The organism is Accumulibacter sp. (assembly GCF_036625275.1).
GTDB lineage: Bacteria > Pseudomonadota > Gammaproteobacteria > Burkholderiales > Rhodocyclaceae > Accumulibacter.
In genome coordinates this window covers 1-22,720 of the sequence record NZ_JAZKUD010000065.1, presented here as the reverse complement: position 1 = coordinate 22,720, position 22,720 = coordinate 1, and the positions used below count along the sequence as shown (strand labels likewise).

Below are 22,720 nucleotides of genomic sequence, written 5' to 3'. Positions count from 1 at the left end.
AGTTCGCCTTCCAGGCCGCGCTGATAATTGACCTGTTCGGCAAACTGGCTGATGCCGAATTTCTGGCTCTCCATCAGCTCGAAACCAACCGCTCCGCCCCTGGGCAGCCCCTGTGAGGCCAGCCGCAGGCGCACATCATGAACCCGGTTGATGGGCACCAGGATGGCGTTGCCCGAGTCGTTGAACTTGTACGGAATGTTCATCTGCTCCAGGGCGGCAATGATCGCCCCGCCATCCCGCTCGGAGATGTTGGAGAAAAGTATCTTGAACTCGTTTTGTCTGAACAAGGTTCCCGCCGCGACGAGCAGGGCGATGACGGCCGCGATCGAGACCATCAGCAGTACTTTCTGCTTGTTGTCGAGGCGTCCCAGCGCCTCGCGAACGCGATCGAGCGGACTGCCCACGGCTTCTGTCGGAGTGGTTTCGGCTGTCGCCATGCTTGTGATACGGTGATGAGCCTGCGATCAACTACGATCAAGCAGGCAAAAAGCGAAAAAAAGCTGATAATTGCAATGCTATTGTAGCCGTTTATTGTACGGGAGCTGCCAACCGATGAGCGAAGTCGCACCCATGCCGGGTCATGAAGCACAGGAGTTGCAACGGGCTTTCGATGTCTTCAACCAGGTTTCACAGGCTTTGACGCAGGCGTATCAGGGGCTGCAGCGGCGTGTCGAGTCGCTGACGGCCGAGTTGGCGGTTGCCAATGGCGAATTGCGCCGGCAATACGAGGAGAAGGAGGCGCTTTCCGAACGTCTTTCGCTGTTGCTCGATGCCTTGCCTGCCGGTGTGGTGGTGCTCGACAGTGCCGCCTGTGTCAGCGAGGCCAACCCGGCGGCCTGCGAGATGTTCGGAGCGACGATCATCGGTGAGTTCTGGCCGGTCGTGCTGGAGGAAAGACTGGTGGCAACCGAAGCGCCGGGAGAATGGCATTTCGATGCGCGTCGCCTGGCCGTCGTCGAGAGTCCGCTCGATTCGGCCGGCGGACGAATCCTGCTGGTCCATGATGTGACTGCGGCGCACGACCTCAAGGCCGAACTGGAACGTCATCAGCGCCTGGTGGCCATGGGCGAGATGGCGGCTACGCTGGCACACCAGTTGCGAACCCCGTTGGCGACGGCCTTGCTCTACAGCGCCAATCTCGGTCAGGCAGATCTCGCCGATGCAGCGCGCCTCCGTTTTGCCGGCAAGACGACGGCGCAACTGCAACGCCTCGAGCGCCTGATTCAGGAGGTGTTGCTGTTTGCCCGCGGCGAGAGCATCGGCTGCGATACGATGTCTGCCGCAGAACTGCTGGGTGACGCCGCGCAGACCGTGCAGCCACTGTTTCTGGAGAAGCAGGTTGCCTTCCGGGTGATCTGTAACGCTGCCAGGGTCATCGTCACCGGCAGCCGAAAAGCCCTGGCCGGAGCCCTGGTGAATCTGCTTGAGAACGCTTTGCAAGCCTCCACGGTAGGCGGGCAAGTCACCCTTTCGGCAAGTGAGTGCGGTCGGCAGTTGCGCATCAGCGTGCGTGATACCGGTTCCGGGATCGCACCCGAGGTACAACTGCGCGTTTTCGATCCGTTCTTTACCACACGAGCACAGGGCACCGGGCTCGGTTTGGCCATCGCCCTGGGCGTGGTGCGCACACACGGCGGGACCATCAGTGTCAGTTCGATCCCTGGTGAGGGTTCGGATTTCGTGATCCTGTTGCCGGTCGAAACGGCGGCAGCGCAACTGCACTGAGGAAACAGGGACACACTGAGGAAACAGAAACATCATGGCTCAAGGATTGCCGATTCTGGTTGTTGAAGACGACGCCGCACTGCGTGAGGCGATCTGCGATACCCTTGAACTGGCGGGGCAGACGGTGATCTCTGCTGGCGGAGGTGAGCAGGCGCTGCAACTGCTCGTCAGGCATGCCGTGTCGCTGGTCGTCAGCGACGTGCGCATGTTGCCGGTCGATGGCATTGCCCTGCTCAAAGAAATCCGCAGCCGCTTCCCGTCCCTGCCGGTGGTCCTAATGACCGCTTTCGCCGACGTCGACCGCGCTGTCGAGGCCATGCGGGCTGGTGCCTGTGACTTCCTGCTCAAGCCTTTCGAGCCCAAGGCGCTGCTCGAACATGTGCTGCGCTATCGCCTGCCGGAAACTCCCGACGACGACAGGGTGATCGCCATCGACCCGATGACCAGCAATCTCTTCGCGCTGGCCAGGCGAGTCGCGCAGACCGACGCCACGGTCCTGCTGAGCGGGGAGAGTGGGGTGGGCAAGGAAGTGGTGGCGCACTATATCCACCAGCACTCGGGGCGCCGCAAGGGCCCGTTCGTTGCCATCAACTGTGCGGCGATTCCGGATAGTCTGCTGGAAGCGACGCTTTTCGGTTATGAAAAGGGAGCCTTCAGTGGTGCTCAGCACGCGCAGGCTGGAAAGTTTGAACAGGCCCAGCATGGGACATTGTTGCTCGACGAAATCACCGAAATGCCGCTTGGCCTGCAGGCCAAGCTACTGCGCGTTCTCCAGGAGCGCGAAGTCGAGCGTGTCGGCGGCAGCAAGCCGGTCAGCCTCGATATCCGTATCGTCGCCACCTCCAATCGGGATATCGCCGACAGCGTGGCGAAGGGCCTGTTTCGCGAGGACCTGTACTATCGGCTCAACGTCTTTCCGCTACTGATCCCGGCCCTACGGCAGCGCAGCCAGGACATCATTCCCCTGGCGCGTCATTTTCTGGCCACCCATGGCAGTCGATCGGGTCGTCCGCACTTGCGCCTGTCCGTCGCCGCCGAGGCTGCCCTGCAGTGCCATGCCTGGCCGGGCAACGTCCGTGAACTGGAAAACATCATCCAGCGGGCGGTCATTCTGGCCGCTGGCGACCTCGTCGACGTCGATGCCCTGCCTCTCGCGCTCGAACGTCGCGTCGACCCGACGGCAGGGCGACCGACCGAAATCGTCCCGACGGTGGGTGTCCTGCCCTGCCGGGCCCGACCAACCGAAGACTTGCGGGAGGTGGAGCGCGAGCATATCCTGCAAACCCTGGAGGCGGTGGGTGGTTCGCGCAAACTGGCCGGGCAGCGTCTCGGGATGCCTGAGAGAACCCTGCGTTACAAGTTGCGACAGTATCGTCTGGAGGGCTTTCTCAAGGACTGATGGGGCTGGTCGATGGCCGAGTGGAGATTGTGAAAGGCCTGGCGCATTTTTTGCTCCGAGATCACGGAGCGAGTTTGGAGAAGTGAATGGATACCCAGGGTATTGATCAGATGTTGAGCATGTTGCGCGCGAACTCGGCGGCGGCCGCTGGGCGTGTCGCCGAGGCGCAGAGCACCTCTGGCGGTGGAACCGACTTCGCCCAGGTATTGCAGGCTTCGATAGCCGAGGTCAACCAGACGCAGCAGAAGGCAGATGCGATAGCGGCAAATTTTGCCACCGGCAATAGCAGCGAGAATTTGCACGATGTGATGATCGCGCTGCAAAAGGCCAACATCTCTTTCCAGGAAATGATCCAGGTCCGCAACAAGCTCGTCTCGGCCTACCATGACGTAATGAACATGCAGGTCTGACACAAGGCAAATTTCGCGGGACGCGCTTGTGTTTGCAGGTCACTGTCCCCATAATGGCAGGCATGGTTGTAATTCCGGCAACCCGGAAGCGTTCTGGACGCGGGTTCGATTCCCGCCACCTCCACCACTGCGGGGGTGTACTGGTTTCGACAGGGTGACAGATGGTGAGCAGGCAACCCGAAAGGCGACGGACGTAATCCGAGCAAAACCACAAACGCCAACGATGAGCGTTTCGCACTGGCCGCTTAGGCCTGCTGAGGACGTAGCCGTCCAATAAACAGAATGGCTATCGACGGGGGCCTCGGCCCCCGTCGTTATGTTGGTTTCAGCCCTTCCGCCGCCATTTTCCGTCCGGTCGTCGTCAACTTCCCTGTCGTTCCGTGCCCTCTCCTCTGTTACGCATTCTTCTTCGACGCAAAAGACGTTGACGACTCGCCGGCCTCGTCCGTATCAGGGTTCCTTCACGATTTCATCAGGGTGTTCGCTGAAGCTGGTCAAATCGGTGAGTTGCACGGTGAAATCGGTCAACTGCGTTTCGAGTGCGTTGAAACCTGATGCCGGTATCTGGCCCAGGCGTGACAGGCGTCGAATGAGCCGCTGCTGAGCAAAGATCTGTGAGGGATCAGGTTTGCCAAGCAGGTACGCCGAGCCACGTCTGGTCATGATGACCATCGAGGTGGCATCAACACTGTAACCGGTGACGGGTGAGGTCCGGATGTGCGAGGAAGCCGGGAAGCGAGGATTGCTGCCATACACGCGTCCTTCGACGCACACCAGAGACTCGCCGTCACGGGTGATCAGGTCCAGCATCTTCCAGTTATTGAGAATGTTCATTACGCTGCTCCACCCTATGCGAAACGCCAAGCGCCGTGGCGTTCTTCAAAAATTCCAAGCAAAATTTCAAGCCATCAATCGATTCTGTGGGTATTTCCATCCTGGTCTTTGCCAAGAGGAGCAGATTCGGGGCAGAGTCCGAACGTGCTGGACAGACAAAAGTATTCAACGTTAAGCAAAAACCACGCCATATTTGATATATAGGGTATTCATTTATGAAATCAATGATTTTTTGATGATAAAAGGCTTTTCCGGGATCTCGGTGTAAAGTTTTCCGACACCAGGCAGTAGCGGGCATACGCGTCAGGCAGGACACCCCGTTCGCCGGAACCAGGTCGGGTCCTTAGAGCCGGGATTCGAGTTCGTCAGCAGACAAGGGTTCGACTTGCACCAACTGCCGTTCGAGCACCGCGAGGGTCGCTTCGGAAGCGTCATGGCCTTTTGCCTGCCGGCCGGCGACGCGCGCGCGCAATTGTGCCGGCGTGGCCTGCGGTGCGACGATGAGGAACGCTACTCCCGATCGCTCGGCCAGCGCGCGAAAGGCGTCACGCCGCGAGCGCTCGAGAAAAGCGGCGTCGACGATCACCGACCAGCCGGCGGCGAGCAACTCGCTGGCCAGTGTGTGCAGCCGCTGGTAGGTGAGATCAGTGGCGTTTCCTGCGTAAATGCCGCTGCCCGGCGCAGACTGACTGTTGGCGGTGGGCGCGAGACCGAACAGGCGCTTGCGCTCGACATCGGAGCGCAGGCGCAGCGTCGCTGCCGCCTGGTCGCCCAGCAACAGGCGTCTGGACGCACGGCTTTTGCCACAGCCGGCGACACCGTGGGTGATGATCAGTCGTGCTGGCGGCGGCGTCACCAGGCGCTCGGCAAGCGCCAGGTAGGCCAGCGCCTGGTCGAGATCGGCGTTCGCCTGTCTGGCCTGGAGGGCGGCTACCTTGGCCCGTACCAGCGCGCGATAGACGGCATAGAAGCGCAATACCCGCACCGCATCGTAATCACCGCTGCAACTGAGCCACTCATTCACCAGCCAGCCGGCCAGGCCGGCCTGACCCTGGTCGTAGAGGTCGATGTAGGTGAAGGCAATCTCACTGCTGACGTCGATCCAGCGCAGATCCTCACTGAACTCGATGCAATCGAAGAGCTGCACCTGTCCGTCGATCAATACCAGGTTGCCAAGGTGCAGGTCGCCGTGACACTCGCGCACCCGTCCGGCGGCCTTGCGGGCGGCGAAATGCGGTGTCAGGCGCGCGAACTCGCTGCTTGTCCATGCTGCCAGCCGCGTCAATCGCGCCTGTTCTTCGTTCCCGGTCAGCAGCTCAGGCAGTTCATTAAAGTTCTCGAGTACTGGCGAGAGTATCTGTTCCGGTTCGCCAAAGCGTGTCAAAAGAGGAGCCGATGCCGCACGCTCGTGAAATTCGGCCACCGTAGCGGCGAGTTCGGAGATCTGTCGAGCATGCAGTCGGCCGTTTCTACAGAGGTGATCCAGGCGGCCGGCCTCGGCAAAGCGGCGCATCCGGACCGCGAACTCGATGGCCGTGCCGGGGCCACCGATCTGCGGGTTTTCGGGAGAGCCAGTGATGCCAACGACTTCCAGGTAGATCTGCGCAGAGAAACGGCGATTCAGGTGCAGTTCGGCTTCGCAGCAGGCACGCCGCTGCTCGAGCGTGCCGTAGTCGAGAAAGGGCAGAACGACCGGCTTCTTGATCTTGTACACGTAATCACCTGCCAGCAGCAGCCATGAGGCATGCGTCTCGATGAGCTCGACTTGCTGCGCCGGATCGGGATAGCGTGCCGGATCGAGCAGCGCGTTGATCAGCGGTGGCAGGGGAGCGCGCATCGATCAGCCCTGCACGGCCTGTCGTAGGCAGCGCTTGCGCAGCTCCTCGAGCAGGCACATGGTGGCCGCGCAGGCCGCCGCCAGCAGCCAGGTGGCGGTGCTGATCGGCGCTGTGCCGAACAGCCAGTTGCCGGCCGGCGTATACAGGATGAACAGGATCACCGCCAGCTCGGCCAGGATGCCGATCTGCAGATAGCGATTGCCGCCCAGGCCGTAGCTGAGCAGGGAGCGCTGCGGGTGGCGGCAGAGATAGACGTTGATCATCTGGGTGACCACAATCGTCGCCAGGCAGGCAGAGGTCGCCTGCAGATAGAGCGGCTGGTGCGAGTCGAGGAAGTCACCGTAATGCCAGCCGCCGGTATCGAGGACGAAGAAGAATACACCCATCGCCGCCGCTGCTTCAAGGATGCCGAGGAACAGGTAGGCCCGCGCAATCAGACCCCACGACAGCAGTCGCTCGCTGCGCGTGCGCGGGGGTCTGGTCATCACCGCCGGGTCGGGTTTTTCGGCGCCGAGGGCCAGCGCCGGCAGCATGTCGGTGCCGAGGTCGACCGCCAGAATCTGGAGAATGGTCAGCGGCAGCGGGATCCGGAACAGGACGAAGGCGAGATAGGGGAGCAGCTCGGGGATGTTGGAGCTGAGGATGTAGGTGAGGAACTTGCGGATGTTCTCGAAGACCGCGCGCCCTTCCTCGATCGCTGCGACGATGCTGGCGAAGTTGTCGTCGAGCAGGATCAGGTCAGCCGCGGCCTTGGCGACATCGGTGCCGCCGATGCCCATGGCGATGCCGATGTCGGCGGTTTTCAAGGCCGGCGCATCATTGACGCCGTCGCCGGTGACGGCGACGATCTCGCCCTTTTTCTTCAGGGCCTCGACGATGCGCATCTTCTGCTCGGCCGCGACGCGGGCGAAAAGGATTTCCGGGGCGTCGAGCGCCAGTTGCAGTTGCGTCGGTGACATCAGGCGCAGTTGCTCGCCACTCACCACTACCGGCCGCTCGCCTCTGACCATGCCGATCTGGCGGGCAATGGCGAGGGCCGTGCGTGGGTGGTCGCCGGTCACCATGATGATCCGGATGCCGGCCGCGACGCAGCGTGCGATGGCTTCCGGTACTTCGGCGCGGGGGGGATCTTCGAGGCCGATCAGCCCGGCGAGGACCATTCCCTGTTCCTCCTCCGGCAAGCCTTCCTCGCTGACGGTTCGATGGGCGAAGGCCAGAACGCGCAGTCCGGCGCCAGCCATCTCGTCCTGTGCCGCCAGCAGGCGGGCGCGTTTGGCATGGTCGAGTGGCGCCAGGCCGGTGTCGAGGTGAATGAACTGGCAACTGGCGAGCACCGTCTCCAGGGCACCCTTGCAATAGAGCATGCGGCCTTGCGGTGTCTTGCAAAGCACCGACATGCGTTTGCGGTCGGTGTCGAAAGGAATTTCGTCAAGGCGGCTGAATCCCCCGAGATCGCCGGCCATTTCCCGGCCGATCTCGGCCAATGCGATTTCCATCGGATCGCCATGCAGGGTGTGCCGACCCTGTTCTTCGATTTCCTTCAGGTTGTGGCACAGCGCGGCATTGACGAACAGCTCGCGGTGATCACCGATCAGGTGGGCACGTGCTCCCAGCTCTGCGCATGCCAGGAAAGCACCGCTGACCCAGATCTGATGTACCGACATGCGGTTCTGGGTCAGCGTGCCGGTCTTGTCGCTACAAATCACCGTCGTCGAGCCAAGCGCCTCGACTGCCGGCAGGTGGCGTACCAGCGCGTTGCGCCTGGCCATCCGCTGCGTGGCCATGGCCAATGACAAGGTGACGGTCGGCAGCAACCCCTCGGGGACGTTGGCGACGATGATGCCGATGGCGAACAGCAGGTTCTCCCAGGTCGGCAGACCGATGGCCTGACCGACCAGGAACAGTGTCACCCCCATGCCCGTGGCCAGACTGGCGACGATGCGCGACAGGCGAGCAATCTCGCGCTGCAGCGGCGAGGAGGTTTCGCCTGCGGTCTGTGTCAGATGGGCGATGCGGCCGAACTCGGTGCGCATGCCGGTGGCGTATACCACGGCGCGTCCCTGCCCCGAAACGACCGAGGTGCCGGCGAGGACCATGTTCCTGGCGTGCAGCGGCGACTCTTCGGTGCTCGGCTCGATGTTGCGAGCCTGGGGCAGCGACTCGCCGGTCACTGTCGACAGGTTGACGCGCAAGCCGAAGGCCTCGGTGACGCGGCAGTCGGCGGCAACGAAATCGCCTTCTTCAAGGAGCACGATGTCGCCCGGCACGAGTTCGCTGGCGAGAATCTCGACGATCTCGCCGCCACGCAGCGCCTTCACTTTCTGCGGCAGCAACTGGCGCAGTGCGGCGACTGCCCGCTCTGCCTTGTATTCCTGCCAGAACGAGAAGATGCCGTTGATGATGATCACCCCGACGATGGCCACGCCCAGACGCGCCATGCCCTGGCCGGGATCGAAATGTTCGGCGACGAACGCCAGCGCGGCGCCGATCCACAGGATGATCGCGAAAAAGTGGGTGAACTCCTGTGCGAAGCGCAGCAACAGGTGTTCGCGCGCGACTTCCTCAAGATGGTTGGGACCGTACTCGGCCAGACGGCGTGCCGCCTCGCTGGTGTCGAGGCCGGCAGCCGAGGTGTTCAGGCTGGCCAGCGCCTGTTCGATGCCAAGAGAATGAATGCGCAATTCGGGACGATCCTTTCAATCCACTCTACGCTCTCGGTGGCTGTTTCCTGCGCCAGACGGGAAGCAAGGCAGCAAGCTTGTCGCGATGCGACAGGCGTTCGTCGGAGAGCGCCTCGAGGAAATCCGAGAGCGGTTTCGACTTGACGACCGCAAAACCCGTGAGCAGCACCGACGGGATGGCCACCAGGGCGAAGAAGAGGATCCGGTCGATCAGCTCATCGTGGGCGGCATCGATCAGATTGATGCCGAGGAAGCCGGTGGTGATCGTCGCCACCAGACCGGCAGTGGTCACCACGGTGAGCCGGACGACTGTATTGGCCTGCCGGCGCAGGCTGTCGCTGTCGAGGTACTGGCTCATGTCCTGGATCTCCTCGCGTAGCTCGGTGTAGAGACTTTCCGTGCCGAGATGGTCGCTGGTGATCCTGAACAGGGCGCGCGCCTGCATCTGGTCCGAGACCTCGTGGAACCAGTAGCGATGACTGAAGCGCAGGAAGACCTCGAGGATCTGCCGGATTGCGCGCTTGAATTGTTTGACCGATTCGGCGTGACCGATTTCGAGCCGGTTGAGCGCAGCAACCAGCCGATCCGAGAGCATCAGCAGCGCTGCCTTGTGGAAGTGGGGAATCAGAAAAAGCAAAAAGAACTGGTGGCGAAACTGGCCGAGGAGGCCGTTTTCCAGACCGGTGAAATAGGCCTCGCGCGCACTGCCGACCATCACGAATGCGTGCCCGCAGGACATCAGCCGGGTTCCCGGTGGCTCGGCTTGCGGGTGCCAGTAGCGGTCATAGCAATAGCGTGATTCGAAACCCTCTAGGTGCTGGTCGGAGTAGGGCAGCGAGCCGGGCTTTCCCGGGCCGGCAACCAGCACCAGGCGGGCAAAGTCGCCGCGCGTCAGGACGCGGGGATCGTCTACGGCCAGGTAGGCGAGCAGGGGCATGCGGTGATACTCGATCTGTCGGTAGCGCACCAGGCCCACCTCGCCCGAGTGGTGCTGCACCAGCGGGCGGAGCAGGAATTCCCAGTGCGAGGAGATGCACGGCGCCCGGCAGCGGGAAACGAACGACAGGTATTTGCTGCGCTTCTCGTAGTCGGAAACGGACAGCACCTGGCCATCTGACCCGATCCACTCCGCACGCTTGAGGCAGTGGCCGCCACTGCCATCCTCATCCCAGTACGGCGGATACGCGCGACCGAAGCGGTACAGCGTGTCCTGTACCTGTCGCAGCTCGAGGTCGTCGGCGGCGATCTCGACGACCAGGATGACGACATCGATGTCGTAGAAGAAATAGAGGTCGAGATGCACGATGTCGAAGTCGATCGGCTGATCGATCTCCTTGAAGGTCATGCGCACTTTTGCCACGTCGTGGCGGCGGAAGATGCGGATCGGCGATTCTCCAGCGTGCGGCGAGGCCTCCTGGCCACCGCTCTCGCCGTACAGAAAACGCTGAACATAGGGCAGGAAAGTGACGAATTCGCTGTAATGGCGCTCGTGGAATTGCTCCGGGTCGCCGCAGAATTCGTCCGCGAGTTCGCGCCACGGGTTATCGGCCGAAACCTGCTCGAGCAACTGGCTGTGGCTCTGCAACGGGCCATCGTCGGGCAGGGGCATCAACTGCAGCGGCCACAGGAGGATCTGGCGGAAATGCCTGACTCGCAGCTTGGCAAGGTTGGTTGCGATTTCCATGGGCATCTCTCCGGATCAGATGAGCCCGCCGAACGGCAGGTATTGCAGTCAGCAAGGAAAAATGTACAGGCCATGTACAGGCCGCAGGCTTCAGCCGGCGATTTCTGCCAACAGCCTGGCGATCATGCGCTCGGCCTGGTGCAGATAGCCGCTGCCAAACAGATTCAGGTGGTTGAGTACATGGTAGAGGTTGTAGAGCGTCTTGCGCTGTTCGAAACCGTCGTCGAGTGGCCAGGCTTCGCGGTAGGCAGCGTAGAAGCTGTCCGGAAAACCTCCGAACAGCTCGCTCATCGCCAGGTCAGCCTCGCGGTCGCCGAAATAGACCGCCGGATCGAACAATGCCAGCGTTCCCGACGTGTCGGTGGCGGCGTTGCCATGCCATAGATCCCCATGCAGCAGACTCGGCTGTGGCTGATGATCGACGAACAGCGCCGCCAGTTTTTCGCTCAGACGTTCGCCGCTACGGATCAGTTTGTCGTGCTGTGCGTGTCGCTTGGCCCGTTCGAGCTGCGGCAGCAGACGCTGGTGGGCGAAGAAGAAAGGCCAGTTGCGATGCGGGGCATTCGACTGCGGCGTACTGCCGATGAAATTGTCGCGGTGCCAGCCATGTTGTGCGCCCTGGATGCGGTGCAGGGTCGCCAGGGCATGCCCGGCTGCGCGACCCTGGGTTCGTTCGCGCAAGGCTTGCAGGGGCAGGTATTCCAGCACCAGATAGGCTTGCCGGGCAGCGACGCCGTGCCCGAAAACACGGGGCACCCGCACTGCCGAACAGCCGGCCAGCGCGCTCAGGCCGTCGGCTTCGGCGGCGAACATTTCGGCCAGACCGGCGTCGTTCAGTTTGACGAAATAGCGCTGCCCGGCGCTCTCGACCAGGAGCGCGCGCGAGATCGAGCCGCCGCCGATGTCGCTGACAGAGTCGATGCCCGGCGACGATCCGCTGTCGCTGCCGATCACCTCACTCAAGGCTTTTTGCAGCGTGCTGTCCAGATGGCAATCATGCGGACTCATGGTGTTCTGACTGCCGCCGGCTGGCGACTTATTTGACCCCGGCAGGCGGTGGTCGTGGCGCCAGCACGACGCGGTTGCGTCCCTGTGCCTTGGCCGTATAAAGGGCTCGATCGGCGCGGCTGACGAACTCGGTGGCGGACTCGCCGGGAATATGGTCGGCGACCCCGATCGAGACCGAGATATTGCCGATCAAGGCTTCCTTTTCACCACTGCGCCGGACCCGGCTGGCAAAGACCAGCGCGCGCAGCGCCTCGGCCAGGCCGATGGCTCCACCGCGAGGCGTGTGCGGCAGGATGACTGCGAACTCTTCGCCACCGTAACGGGTCGCGGTATCCTTGCCCTTGACGTTTGCGCGCAGGATCTGGCCGACACTGCTCAGTACCTGGTCACCGAAAACATGTCCCAGGGTGTCGTTGAGCCGCTTGAAATGGTCCAGATCGATCATCAGCAGGCACGGCCCGTGCGTCTCGGGAGTGACCTCCTTGAGGCAGGCGTCGAGTGCCAGATCGAAGCCCTTGCGATTGGCCAGCCCGGTCAGCGCATCGATCAACGCTTCCTCACGGGCGCGGGCCACTTCCTGCCGCAGTTGCTGGACTTCGTGCCGGCTCTCCTCGAGCCGTGTCTGCAATACCCTGATCGCCGCCTGCATTTCCCGGGTGCCGCGCAGGATGTCTTCAACGCCGCTGGCCAACGGCCCGTGGCCAGTTGGCAGGTTCAGTGCGTCGGTCCAGCTCTCCAGCGAACCGCCAAAGCGGGACGCCTGCTCGCCGGCGGTGGTCGCCGACTCCGAGATCTGTTCGACAATCTGGTTGACGCTGTCGCCGATGCGCAAGGCCGTTTGTGTATCGAAGTCGGCCACATGTCTGGCGTAGAGCGCATGGGTGGTGGCCTCGTTCAACCGCCCGTCGCGTTCGAGCTGCGCGTCCACCGCTGCCTTCAGTTCCGGGTTGGTGCCTGCCACGTACTCGTACCACAGGGCATAGCTTGCCGGGTGCAGGCCGGCTTCCTGCTGGCTCATGTGCTTGAGTGCGAGTCGCAGGTAGGCCGCGCTCTGTGCGGTGCTGTGACGATACTTCATGGTGCACTGGTCTCCTGGAGCGGGTTGCAGGCTTTGTCTGAGAGAGCCTGGCTTGGGGTAGTATGGCCACCAGTCAGGGGGATGCTGCCGTGACGCAGGAGGATTTCGACCTCGCCGGGCGGCAGTGGACGACTGAACAGATAGCCCTGCAGCTTCGAACATTTCGCCTGCAGAAGAAATTCGCATTGCTGACGGGTTTCGACACCTTCGGCGATCACCTCCAGATCCAGGCTGCGCGCCATGGCGATGATCGCGGTGGCGATCCCCGCATCGTTGGCACCGTCGGGCAATCCACGAACGAAACTCTGGTCGATCTTGAGCATGCCGATCGGGAAGCGCTTGATGTACGAAAGCGACGAGTAGCCGGTGCCGAAATCATCGATCGCAAAATGCACCCCCAGCGCCCGCAGGCGATACAACCCCTGAACCTGCCTGGATTCCGGATCCATCAGGATGCTTTCGGTCAATTCCAGTTCGAGCTGCTCGGCGCTGATGCCGGTCTCGGCAATGATTGCCGCGACCCGGTCGAGGAAACCCGGCGAGCGCAACTGGCGCGCCGACACATTGACCGCCACCCGCGCGCTACACCCTCCGCGCTGCTGCCATTCCAGCAACTGCCGGCAGGCAGCCTGGAGCACCCATTCCCCCATCGGAACGATCAGACCGCTTTCTTCGGCCACCGGGATGAACTGTGCCGGTGAAACCATCCCATGCTGCGGATGTTGCCAGCGGATCAGCGCTTCGACGCCGACGATCGTGCCGTCCGCGGCGCTCACCTGGGGTTGATAGAAGAGGCAGAATTCGCCTCGTTCGAGACCCTTGCGAATGTCGCTTTCGAGCGCCATGCGCGCCGTCGTCTGCGTCGTCAGTGACCGGTGATACAACTGCCAGTTGTTGCGTCCCTGATCTTTGGCATGGTACATCGCCGTATCGGCGTGCTTGAGCAGCGTCGCGGCATCGTCACCGTCAGCGGGGAAGAGGGCGATGCCGATGCTCGAAGTGACCATGATTTCCTGGGTGCCGATCAGGAAAGGCTGTGCGAGCAGCGCCTGCAGTCGCGTCGCGACCATGCTGACGGTATGGGTCTCGTCGACATCGGGCAGGACGACGGTGAACTCGTCACCGCCCAGACGGGCAAAGTGCAGACCGGATTCATCCAGCGCCGGCCGGGCGACGAAATCACCGGCGCGCAGCTTTTCCTTCATCCGCTCGGCGACGGCTTGCAGCAGGTAGTCGCCGGCACTGTGGCCGAGCGTATCGTTGATGCGCTTGAAGCCGTCGAGATCGAGGAACAGCAGCGCTAACTGGCGATGGTTTCGGCGCGCGCGCGCCAACTCTTGGTCGAGGCGTTCGAGGAAGCTCTGGCGGTTCGGCATGCCGGTCAGCGTGTCGAAGTAGGCCAGACGGCGGATTTTGTCCTCGTTGAGTTTCTGGGTCGTGATGTCGCGGACCACGATCACCACCTTGTCCACCCCGTTTGGCGCGATGCGCGCTTCGTAATGGTGGTTGCCGTCCGGCATCGGCAGCTTGTAGAGCACCGTTTGCAAATGACCTCGCAACAGCGCCAGTTCGATCCCCTGCTGGATCGGCCTGGCCACCTCGGCGGGCAGGACCGCCGCCATGTTCTTGCCGAGCAATTCGTTGGCGGCAACGAAGGCCGTCGTGGCGTAGCCCTGCTTGTAATCGAGGTAGGTGCCTTGCCAGTCCATGACGAAGATCATGTCGGGAATCGCCCGCATGATCGCCGCCTGCTTTTCCTTGAGTTCGCTCAACTGGCGCGCCGCTTGCGCCGAGCGCAACACATAGCGCGCCCGATGTCCGAGGATCGGCCAGTTGATCGGCTTGGCGACGAAATCGTTGGCGCCTGACTCGTAGGCCTGGTTGATCGACGCCAGATCATCCATGCCGGTGACCACGATCACCGGCACCCGCGCCATGTCCCAGCGCTGACGGAGGCGACGGCAGACCTCGAAACCATCGATGCCCGGCATCTCGAGATCGAGCAGCAGCAGGTCCGGCGGCGGATCGTCCAGCATGTCGAGGGCCTGTTCGCCATCCGCGGCCTCGAGCACGTCGAACCCGAACTGGGCCAGCGTCTCCCGTTCCAGCATCCGCATCACATAGTCGTCGTCGACGATCAGCGCCGTTGGCAGTGCGTGCGCTGTATTCGAGAGCATGGTCGATCTTCCTGATGTTCGAGCCCCGCCGCGGGTGACATGACTGCGATCGGGCCGTCGGGTGGCAAGCAACGCAGAAGGATAGACCGAAGCTGCTCACATGGGAAGGTTGCCTCAAGCAGACAGGTCTGTCGTCAAAGACCGGGACATGGCTGCGTGTTCGTCCATCAGCGCCTGCAGGACGCGCAGCAGTTCCTGGTCAGCGCTCTTCAGCAGGGAGCTGGCGCCTTCGAGGGTGCCGTTGCGGCCAAGCATCTCCAGGTCCTTGCACAGTGCTGCCAGACGCTCGGCGCCGACGTTGGCGCTGCTCGACTTCATGCCATGCGCCGCCTTGCGCAAGGCATCGGCGTTGTTGGCGCCGGTTGCCGCGTGCATCTGTGCCAGGCGCGCCGGGGCATCGGCGAGGTAGGCGTCGATCACCTTGCCCACCAGCAGCGCGCCGTTGGCCCCCGGCAGTTGCCGGATGCTGTCGAGGGCGCGCGGATTGATCGCCGGCTCGGCATCGGCAGTCTCTGCCGGGCTGTGCTGTGCGGGTGGCGGAAGCGCTGCCGGGGTGGACGTCGCTGCGCCCGTGTCCGCACGCGGCAGCCAGCGCACAAGCATCGACGACAGGCTCTGGGCGGTGAAGGGTTTGCTCAGGTAATCGTCCATGCCGGCGGCGAGACAGCGCTCGCGGTCGCCATCGACCGCGTTGGCGGTCAGCGCGACGATCGGCAGGGGATGGCGTAGCAGACCTGCGAGCTGCTGTGAGCGGATTTCCCGGGTCGCTGCAAAGCCGTCCATTTCGGGCATCTGACAATCCATCAGCACGAGGTCGAAGGATTCCTGCGACAGCCGTTCGATCGCCACCCGGCCATTCTCGGCCAGGCTGCTGCTCACTCCGAGCGAATCGAGTATGGCGGTGGCGACCGCCTGGTTGACCGGGTTGTCCTCGGCGATCAGTACCCGTCCAACGAGTGGCACCGCGTTTGCCGCGGTGATCGGCGGCGACGGTTGGCGCTGCGGCGCTGCCGTCTGCAGCGACAGCGTGGTGGCGATGGCGTCATACAGGTCGGCCTGGCGCACCGGCTTGGTCAGGTAGCAGTCGATCGGTGCCGCCTGGCGTTCCGGATCATCGGCGCCGACGCTGACCGAAGAGAGCATGATCAGCGGCAGGGTGGCGTGGCGCGAGTCGGCACGGATCGCGCGCGCCACTTCGAAGCCATCCATGCCCGGCATGTGCAGATCGAGAATCACCAGATCGCAGCGCTCGCTGCCCATCCGGTCGAGGGCCTGCAGGGCATCGTGCCCACTCGCGGCACCAGCGCAGTGCATCGACCAGCCCTGCAACTGGTGGGCGAGGATTTCGCGGTTGGTGGCGTGGTCATCGACGATCAGGACCGACCGTCCGCTGAGCTGCCCGGTGAGGTCGAGCACCGTTCGCGCATCGGCGTCCTGTTTGACAAGCGCCAGCTCGAACCAGAACAGTGAGCCCTTGCCGATTTGGCTGATGACGCCGATCCGACCGTCCATCCTGCCGACCAGGAGCCTGGCGATCGCCAGACCCAGACCGCTGCCTCCGAAACTCCGGGTGGTCGAACTGTCGGCCTGGACGAAGGCACTGAACAGGCGGTTCTGCGCTTCTTCGCTGATGCCGACGCCGCTGTCCTCGACTTCGAAGCGGAAATATGCCTGCTGCGGGTCCTCGTGCAGCAGTTTGACGCGCATGACGACTTCGCCCTGGCGGGTGAACTTGACGGCGTTGCCGACCAGATTGGTCAGGATCTGGCGCAAGCGCATCGGGTCGCCCTCGACTGCCACCGGCAGATCATGCGGCACGCCGCAGACCATTTCCAGCCCTTTGCCTTCGGCGGGCTGGGCGAACAGGTAAGCGACGTCTTCGACGAGTTGCCGGAGGTTGAAATGAATGCGCTCGATCTCGAGCTTGCCGGCTTCGATCTTCGAGAAGTCGAGAATGTCGTTGATGATGCCGAGCAGATGCTCGCCGGACTGATAAACGGCGTCGGCGAAGCGCTGCTGCTGCGGACTCAACGGGGTGCCGCGCAGCAGTTCGGTCATGCCGAGAATGCCGTTCATCGGCGTGCGGATCTCGTGACTCATGGTCGCCAGGAAATCGCTCTTGGCGCGGCTGGCCGCTTCGGCGGCCTCCTTGGCAGCGCGCAGCTCCCGCGCGTGCTGCTCAACCTGGTCGAGCGCTTGACGCAAGGCACGCAGCGGCAACACGCGCAGCGCCATGAATACGCCGGCACCGAGCAGCATGGCAAAGGCCATGACTGCCAGCGTGCCAAGCAGGATAGGCCGGAGCGAGCGCGCAATCTCCAGGCGACCGACCGAGTGGCCACTGTCGAATACTGTTGTCGCATGCGTGACCAGCGGTGGAGGAAGCGGATCGTCGCTGGCAGCAACCAGTGTGTCGTCACTGCCAAAGACGCGGCGGATCTCCTGGCTGCCATCGTTGGGACGGCGGTCGAGCACCATTAACAGGCGATCAGGCTGGAATTTCCACAACTCGGGATTGCTATTGATCAGTCCGGTGACCAGGTGACCATTGATCTCGCTCTCGGCAGCAAGTGTCGCGTCGAGGTTGGAGCGAGCAAACGAGTAGTATGCGGCAGGCAGCGCCAGCATGAGGGTCAGGCTGACACCGGCGGCGATGCCGGTCAGCAGGCATTCCATGGTGATTTGTCTCGTCCCTTTCATGGTTTGAACGACACCAGATGGCCGTTGGCTTCCAGGATGGCGCGTCCCTGCGGCGAACGGACAAACTCGATGAACTGCAATGCCGCGCCGCTGGGCGCGCCTCGCGTGACCATCGCCAGCGACTTGAAATGCCGGTAGGAACCGTCGGCGAGGGCGGCCACCGATGGCGGCACGCCGTCGAAAGAAAGCACGTTCAGTTTGCGGCGTTCCGAGACGATCAGCGCCAGCGTGCTCACCGCCAGCGATCCCGGCAGCCGCTCGGCGTGGTCGGCGGCTTCCTGATCGGTCGCGGCGATCACCATGCCCTGCCGCCTGGAGGCGATCGTCAGCGCTTCGGCGATTCCCTGGGACAAGGACGCGAGGATCTCGCTATCGATGTCGGTCTTCGGCCGCAGTACGAGGCGCACCGGTTGACCATCAGACCAGGTGAGGGTGCGACCGCCAAGCAGGTCGGCCAGCGCTGCTGGCGTCAGATTCCCGACCCCCGGTTTGCTGGAGACCAGCACGAATGGCGAACGTCCGTATTCGAAGGCTACCAGTCCCGCCGCATGCTGTGCTTCGCTGAGTGGACGACTGAGCAGCGCGATGTCGATCGCGCCGGCCTGCAGTGCGCGCAAGGCGCCCGAACTGCCCAGGTTGGGCATGAGGGTGAGCTCGATCTTCGACGCGTTCTGCCTGGCGAACGCCTCGCCCAGGATCTTCATGGTGCCCAGCGCGCTGCCGGTGCCGCCGACCCGGATGGGCTCGCCGCGGACAAAGTTCGTGATCAGCAGCAGCAATACGGCGACCCCTGCCGCGCAACCCCTCCTGTTCAGGCCGATGGGCATACCATTCCTCCGGATTTTCGGGTGCTTGCAGAGAGCGAGACTTGCGATCGTGGCCAACATCAGCGCACGCGCAAATAGCCGAGCGCCTGGTCGAGGTGCGCTGCCAGGCCCCGCAGGGCTTGTGCCGACTGCGCCGTTCCCTGGGACGCCGAGTGGCTGGCTTCGGCCATCTGGGCGATCTGCTCGACCCCCTGGGCAATCGTCTGGCTGGCGAGGCTCTGTTCCCGGATGGCGTTCGAAATGCTGCCGACTGTCGTGATGACCTCGTTGGTGCGACCTTCGATCTCGCCGATGGCCTGACCCGCCCGGTCGGCCAGGACACCACCCTGCTCGACCTGGGCGACGCCGTCTTCCATCTGGTGGACCGCCGCCTTGGCGCCGTCCTGGATGTGGCCGATCATCTCGCTGATCGAGTGCGTCGACGTCGCCGTCCTTTCGGCGAGCTTGCGCACTTCGTCGGCAACGACCGCAAAGCCGCGTCCCTGTTCCCCCGCCCGGGCTGCCTCGATGGCGGCGTTGAGGGCGAGCAGATTGGTTTGATCGGCGATCTCGCGGATCACCTGAACGACCGCCGAAATGTCCTGCGAACGGCGTCCGAGTTCGCTCACCGTTGCCGAGGCCTGACGAACGAAACCGGTGATCTGGTTCATCGCCCCCACTGCCTGATGAATCACCTCGGCGCCCTGGCTCGCTGCCTGCCCGGAGGAAATCGACAGCTCTTGCGCCGCGTGGGCGTGCTCGGCCACCTGATCGATGCTGACGCTCATTTCCTCGACCGAAGCCGCCATTCCGGTCGCCGCATCGCGCTGCACCTGCGCGCTGCTGCTGACCTGTTCGGCCGCCGTCACCAGTGCGAGCGACTGTTCGAGCATCGTTGCCGAGGCCTTGCGGACGCTGCCGACCGTCGTTTGCAGATTCTCCGACATCTTGCCGATGGCCTGTTTCAGATGGCCGACCTCGTCGGTGCTGTCGCTCGTCAGCTTGCCCGTCAGGTCGCCAGCGGCAATCCGGTCGGCCGTGAGAGCGATTTCCTGCAGCGGTCGCGTGACCCATTGCCGGGTCACCACGAAGCCGCTGAGCAGGGCGGCGGTGATGATCACCAGCGCCATCCAGGCGATGTCACGGGCAGCGGAGTCGGCGACACTACTGATTTCTTCGACGTAGCTGGTCGAAACGACGACCCAGTCCCAGGCCGGAAAGTGATCAAAGACCGCCACCTTTTCGCGCGCGCTGGTTTCGCCAGGATTTGCCCACGCATAGCGGATGCTTCCGGACTTCTTGTCGACCATCTCGCGAACGAATTCGAAACCCCGACTGTCCTTGACTTCCAGCAGGTTGGCGCCTTCCTTGGCCGGGTGGATGGTCGCGACCCCTTTCTGCTTGCCGGCGTCGAGTGCGGCGACATAACCCGTGCTGCCGACCTTGATCGCCAGGATGCTCTTCTTCAAAGCCTGCAGCCCTTCGGTGAATTCCAGTCCGACAAACAAAGCGCCGATCACCTTGCCCGCAGCGTCGCGTACCGGAATATAGTGGGTCATGAAATCCCTGCCGAACATCGTGGCCTTGCCGGTATAGGGATTGCCCGCGAGCAGCGGCTGGCGGGCAGGGTGGTCGGTGCCCAGCAGGGTGCCCGTCGTCCGCGCGCCGTCTTCCTTCTTCAACGAAGTGGCGGTGCGCAGGAAGTCGTCACCCTGGCGAATCAGGATCGTCGCGACCGTTCCGGCCTTGGCCGTGAAGCCGTCGGTGAGTTCGAAGCGATCGTCGATGCGCGTTCCGCCGTGCAGCAGTTGCGGCGCTGCGCTGGTTTCGACCCGTTCAAACGGCTTGTCGAAGCTGCCTGAGAACAACCGGCCGCTGCGCTCGATGTCGTTGCGCAGGCTGCGGTCGTAGGTTTCGAACATCGATACGGCCAGGCGATTGATCTGTTTGAGGTCGTCGAGCGCCAAGTGGGTCAGTTGCTCGCGCAGATGCAGGGTGGTCCACCCCGTGGCGGCAAGAATGATCGCCAGCAGGACCAGACCCTGCACCAGATTGAGTTTCAGAGCGATGGCAAGATCGCGGAAGCGATGCGGCATGGGCATTTCCTTTTTATGTGAAAGTCGCGGATGCAACTCTCGAATCTCCCCTCTTCTCCTTTCACGGCCCACGCTGCACCCGCGGGCCGGTTGCGGCGACGTGGAGCAGTCCTCCGCGAAACCCCGCCTTCGTCTCTGCGAGGGCGAGGGGAGCTTATTGGTAGGTACCTCTCAACACTTTCATGCACCCCCTTGGTGTGGTAACGGCAGCCGAGGGCAGATCCTTGAGATGAAAATGTCAGGTTACGCTGCGCTAACGGTCATGACTTTTCCAGGTACCCTTGATCATGAAAGCCATGACCGTTTCCCTCATGGCTGTTTCCCTTTTCCCCTCGCGGGGGCGAAACACAGCCTTCGCCCCCGCGAGGGGAGGGCGATCATCGATGTTAACGCCTTTCCGTCGAACAAGGGACTTCGACCCACACTTCCAATCGTACCCCGCAACCCCCAGCGCTGGCGCTTGGCGTAGAATGGTCGCATCATGAGTGCGACTCATCTTCCCGATTACGCGGGCGGCAGCATCGTCAATCTGGTGCAGAGCATCGCCACGGCTTGCGGCAGTTCCAGCCGTCCCTATCCACCGCTGCCTGCGTTGTCGGCAGCGCAGCTGGGTCGGGCGCGGCATATCGTACTGCTGGTCATCGATGGACTGGGGCAACGGACGCTGGCCAGACACGCCAGCAGCCCGCATCTGCAACACCACCTGCTCGGCAGCATGACTTCGGTTTTTCCGTCGACCACTGCCAGCGCCATTACCACCTTCATGACCGGTCTCGCGCCGGCGCAGCATGGTCTCACCGGCTGGTACATGCATCTGGACGAGGTCGACCAGACTCTGGCCATCCTGCCACTGACACCCCGATGGGGGCCACCCCGGCTGTCACCGGCCGCTCTGCCGTCGCGCCTGTTCGAGCATCCGTCGCTGTTTCAGAGGCTGGATCGCGAGTCCTGGGTGGTGGCGCCACAAAGCATTGTTGGCAGCGCCTTCAACGCCTGGCACTCGCGTGCGGCGCAGACCCGTGCCTACAGCTCGGTCGCCGAGATGTTTGCCTGTTTGGGCGAACTGCTGCAGGAAACGAACCGTTCGCGCTATATCTATGCCTACTACCCCGACCTCGACAGTTGTTCGCATCATTACGGCACCGACAGCCGCCAGGCACAACAGACGCTGAGCACAGTTGACACCCTGTTCGGTGAGTTGCTGCGCAAGCTGCGTGGCAGCAATACCTGGGTGCTGCTTACCGCCGACCATGGTTTCATTGATTCTCCCCCCCGCCGAGTCATCAGTCTCGACGATCATCCACAGCTCGCCGCACTGCTGCTCCGGCCCTTGTGCGGTGAGCGCCGGGTTGCCTATTGCTACGTCGCCGCGGCCAACCGGCCGGCTTTCGAAGAGTATGTGCGCCGCCATCTGGCCCGTGCTGCCCACCTCTACGCCAGTGACCGGCTGATCGCAGGCGGATGGTTCGGTCCGCCCCCCTATCATCCGCGTCTTGCATCCCGGATCGGCGACTACACCCTGGTGATGAAGGACAACTGGACGATCAAGGACTGGCTGCCCGGAGAAAAGCATTTTGCCATGCTCGGCGTACATGGTGGCATCAGCAGCAGCGAAATGCGCGTTCCGCTGATCGCCCTGCTGCTCTAACGGTCATGGCTTGTTGACGGCCAGAGCGGCTTGCCTCACGTATGGCACGTATCGCACGTATCGCGTACATATTCCACAAGGAGTCCAGCAATGGCCAACGACCCTGCTAAAACTGCACACACCGATCGTCTGATCGCCGACGCGATCCGCAACCGTCTTGGCCGCGAGGCGGGCTACCGCGAACAGGCCCTGAAAATCTACCCGTGGATCTGTGGTCGCTGCGCCCGTGAATTCACCCACCAGAATCTGCGTGAACTCACCGTTCACCACCGCGACCACAATCACGACAACAACCCCAGTGACGGCAGCAACTGGGAGCTGTTATGCCTCTATTGCCACGATAACGAACATGCCAGGGAACTCGACGCCGCCGCGGCCCGCCAGGTCGGAATCACTTCCCCCGGCGCGACGGCCAGGGCGCCGGCGACAGCGCAGCCGTTCGCGAATCTCAAGGAACTCCTGAAAAGCCGCTGACTTTCACCATTTCAGAGGGAGCCCCAAAAGAGGAGTCTAGGTTCTGTTGATACATCACCGCAGCCAGATGAGGGCGGAGACGAAGCGCAACATGCCCATGTAGTTGCGGGAGGTTTTTTCATAGCGTGAGAAAATCCTCCGGTAATGTTTGATTTTGTTGAA

At 62.8% G+C, this 22,720-nt stretch carries 15 protein-coding genes, 1 other RNA gene and 1 pseudogene; 6 read left to right on the top strand and 11 right to left on the bottom strand.

Going from position 1 to position 22,720, the window contains the following annotated elements; translation table 11 throughout:
• A pseudogene (locus tag V5B39_RS16565) lies at window positions 1-437 on the bottom strand (flagellar basal-body MS-ring/collar protein FliF); the annotation flags it as partial.
• Window positions 438-552: 115 nt separating this feature from the next.
• Here V5B39_RS16565 and V5B39_RS16560 point away from each other — a divergent pair.
• The 4 genes from V5B39_RS16560 to ssrA all read left to right on the top strand — a co-directional run bounded on the left by V5B39_RS16560 (window position 553) and on the right by ssrA (window position 3,851).
• Complete coding sequence (locus tag V5B39_RS16560; RefSeq protein ID WP_332343971.1) at window positions 553-1,725, top strand: sensor histidine kinase; 1,173 nt, start codon at window positions 553-555, stop codon at window positions 1,723-1,725.
• A 34-nt stretch (window positions 1,726-1,759) separates the two neighbouring features.
• Window positions 1,760-3,124 carry a sigma-54-dependent transcriptional regulator gene (locus V5B39_RS16555; RefSeq protein WP_332343970.1) on the top strand — a complete coding sequence of 455 codons (1,365 nt, stop codon included), beginning with the start codon at window positions 1,760-1,762 and terminating at the stop codon, window positions 3,122-3,124.
• 86 nt (window positions 3,125-3,210) lie between these two features.
• Entirely contained in the window at window positions 3,211-3,534 is a 324-nt protein-coding gene (fliE, locus tag V5B39_RS16550; protein WP_332343969.1) for a flagellar hook-basal body complex protein FliE, read from the top strand.
• Between the two features lie 18 nt (window positions 3,535-3,552).
• Window positions 3,553-3,851: a transfer-messenger RNA gene (gene ssrA, locus V5B39_RS16545) on the top strand.
• Between the two features lie 133 nt (window positions 3,852-3,984).
• Here ssrA and V5B39_RS16540 read toward each other — a convergent pair.
• From V5B39_RS16540 to V5B39_RS16495, 10 genes are all read right to left on the bottom strand, one after another.
• The gene (locus V5B39_RS16540; protein ID WP_332343968.1) at window positions 3,985-4,368 is read right to left on the bottom strand and encodes a hypothetical protein; all 384 of its coding nucleotides are present in this window, start codon (window positions 4,366-4,368) and stop codon (window positions 3,985-3,987) included.
• 343 nt (window positions 4,369-4,711) lie between these two features.
• The gene (locus V5B39_RS16535; RefSeq protein WP_332343967.1) at window positions 4,712-6,205 is read right to left on the bottom strand and encodes a bifunctional aminoglycoside phosphotransferase/ATP-binding protein; all 1,494 of its coding nucleotides are present in this window, start codon (window positions 6,203-6,205) and stop codon (window positions 4,712-4,714) included.
• Between the two features lie 3 nt (window positions 6,206-6,208).
• Window positions 6,209-8,887 carry a cation-translocating P-type ATPase gene (locus V5B39_RS16530; protein ID WP_332343966.1) on the bottom strand — a complete coding sequence of 893 codons (2,679 nt, stop codon included), beginning with the start codon at window positions 8,885-8,887 and terminating at the stop codon, window positions 6,209-6,211.
• A gap of 25 nt (window positions 8,888-8,912) precedes the next feature.
• Window positions 8,913-10,571 carry a hypothetical protein gene (locus V5B39_RS16525; RefSeq protein WP_332343965.1) on the bottom strand — a complete coding sequence of 553 codons (1,659 nt, stop codon included), beginning with the start codon at window positions 10,569-10,571 and terminating at the stop codon, window positions 8,913-8,915.
• A gap of 90 nt (window positions 10,572-10,661) precedes the next feature.
• A complete protein-coding gene (locus tag V5B39_RS16520) occupies window positions 10,662-11,579 on the bottom strand; it encodes a fructosamine kinase family protein (protein WP_332343964.1) in 918 nt (305 codons plus the stop codon).
• A 28-nt stretch (window positions 11,580-11,607) separates the two neighbouring features.
• On the bottom strand, window positions 11,608-12,657 hold the full coding sequence (locus V5B39_RS16515; protein ID WP_332343963.1) for a GGDEF domain-containing protein: 1,050 nt from the start codon (window positions 12,655-12,657) through the stop codon (window positions 11,608-11,610).
• Entirely contained in the window at window positions 12,654-14,834 is a 2,181-nt protein-coding gene (locus V5B39_RS16510) for a putative bifunctional diguanylate cyclase/phosphodiesterase (RefSeq protein ID WP_332343962.1), read from the bottom strand. Before V5B39_RS16510 ends, V5B39_RS16515 begins: the two co-directional genes overlap by 4 nt.
• 114 nt (window positions 14,835-14,948) lie before the next feature.
• Window positions 14,949-17,510, bottom strand: a complete 2,562-nt coding sequence (locus V5B39_RS16505) for a response regulator (RefSeq protein WP_332343961.1) — start codon at window positions 17,508-17,510, stop codon at window positions 14,949-14,951.
• 20 nt (window positions 17,511-17,530) lie between these two features.
• The gene (locus tag V5B39_RS16500) at window positions 17,531-18,361 is read right to left on the bottom strand and encodes a substrate-binding domain-containing protein (RefSeq protein ID WP_332343960.1); all 831 of its coding nucleotides are present in this window, start codon (window positions 18,359-18,361) and stop codon (window positions 17,531-17,533) included.
• 59 nt (window positions 18,362-18,420) lie between these two features.
• The gene (locus V5B39_RS16495; RefSeq protein ID WP_332343959.1) at window positions 18,421-20,436 is read right to left on the bottom strand and encodes a methyl-accepting chemotaxis protein; all 2,016 of its coding nucleotides are present in this window, start codon (window positions 20,434-20,436) and stop codon (window positions 18,421-18,423) included.
• 481 nt (window positions 20,437-20,917) lie between these two features.
• Between V5B39_RS16495 and V5B39_RS16490 the strand changes: the two genes are divergently transcribed.
• Window positions 20,918-22,084, top strand: coding sequence for an alkaline phosphatase family protein (locus V5B39_RS16490; RefSeq protein ID WP_332343958.1), 1,167 nt, complete (start codon window positions 20,918-20,920; stop codon window positions 22,082-22,084).
• Between the two features lie 90 nt (window positions 22,085-22,174).
• Complete coding sequence (locus V5B39_RS16485; RefSeq protein ID WP_332343957.1) at window positions 22,175-22,558, top strand: YajD family HNH nuclease; 384 nt, start codon at window positions 22,175-22,177, stop codon at window positions 22,556-22,558.
• Window positions 22,559-22,720 lie beyond the last annotated feature (162 nt).

What these genes read in the sequence shown, in the direction of transcription:
- V5B39_RS16510 (WP_332343962.1), bottom strand. Translation starts at nt 14,834, where the DNA reads ATGCTCTCGAATACAGCGCACGCACTGCCAACGGCGCTGATCGTCGAC.
- V5B39_RS16520 (WP_332343964.1), bottom strand. Translation starts at nt 11,579, where the DNA reads ATGAGTCCGCATGATTGCCATCTGGACAGCACGCTGCAAAAAGCCTTG.
- V5B39_RS16525 (WP_332343965.1), bottom strand. Translation starts at nt 10,571, where the DNA reads ATGGAAATCGCAACCAACCTTGCCAAGCTGCGAGTCAGGCATTTCCGC.
- V5B39_RS16540 (WP_332343968.1), bottom strand. Translation starts at nt 4,368, where the DNA reads ATGAACATTCTCAATAACTGGAAGATGCTGGACCTGATCACCCGTGAC.
- V5B39_RS16500 (WP_332343960.1), bottom strand. Translation starts at nt 18,361, where the DNA reads ATGCCCATCGGCCTGAACAGGAGGGGTTGCGCGGCAGGGGTCGCCGTA.
- V5B39_RS16490 (WP_332343958.1), top strand. Translation starts at nt 20,918, where the DNA reads ATGAGTGCGACTCATCTTCCCGATTACGCGGGCGGCAGCATCGTCAAT.
- V5B39_RS16515 (WP_332343963.1), bottom strand. Translation starts at nt 12,657, where the DNA reads ATGAAGTATCGTCACAGCACCGCACAGAGCGCGGCCTACCTGCGACTC.
- V5B39_RS16555 (WP_332343970.1), top strand. Translation starts at nt 1,760, where the DNA reads ATGGCTCAAGGATTGCCGATTCTGGTTGTTGAAGACGACGCCGCACTG.
- V5B39_RS16495 (WP_332343959.1), bottom strand. Translation starts at nt 20,436, where the DNA reads ATGCCGCATCGCTTCCGCGATCTTGCCATCGCTCTGAAACTCAATCTG.
- V5B39_RS16560 (WP_332343971.1), top strand. Translation starts at nt 553, where the DNA reads ATGAGCGAAGTCGCACCCATGCCGGGTCATGAAGCACAGGAGTTGCAA.
- V5B39_RS16505 (WP_332343961.1), bottom strand. Translation starts at nt 17,510, where the DNA reads ATGGAATGCCTGCTGACCGGCATCGCCGCCGGTGTCAGCCTGACCCTC.
- fliE (WP_332343969.1), top strand. Translation starts at nt 3,211, where the DNA reads ATGGATACCCAGGGTATTGATCAGATGTTGAGCATGTTGCGCGCGAAC.
- V5B39_RS16535 (WP_332343967.1), bottom strand. Translation starts at nt 6,205, where the DNA reads ATGCGCGCTCCCCTGCCACCGCTGATCAACGCGCTGCTCGATCCGGCA.
- V5B39_RS16485 (WP_332343957.1), top strand. Translation starts at nt 22,175, where the DNA reads ATGGCCAACGACCCTGCTAAAACTGCACACACCGATCGTCTGATCGCC.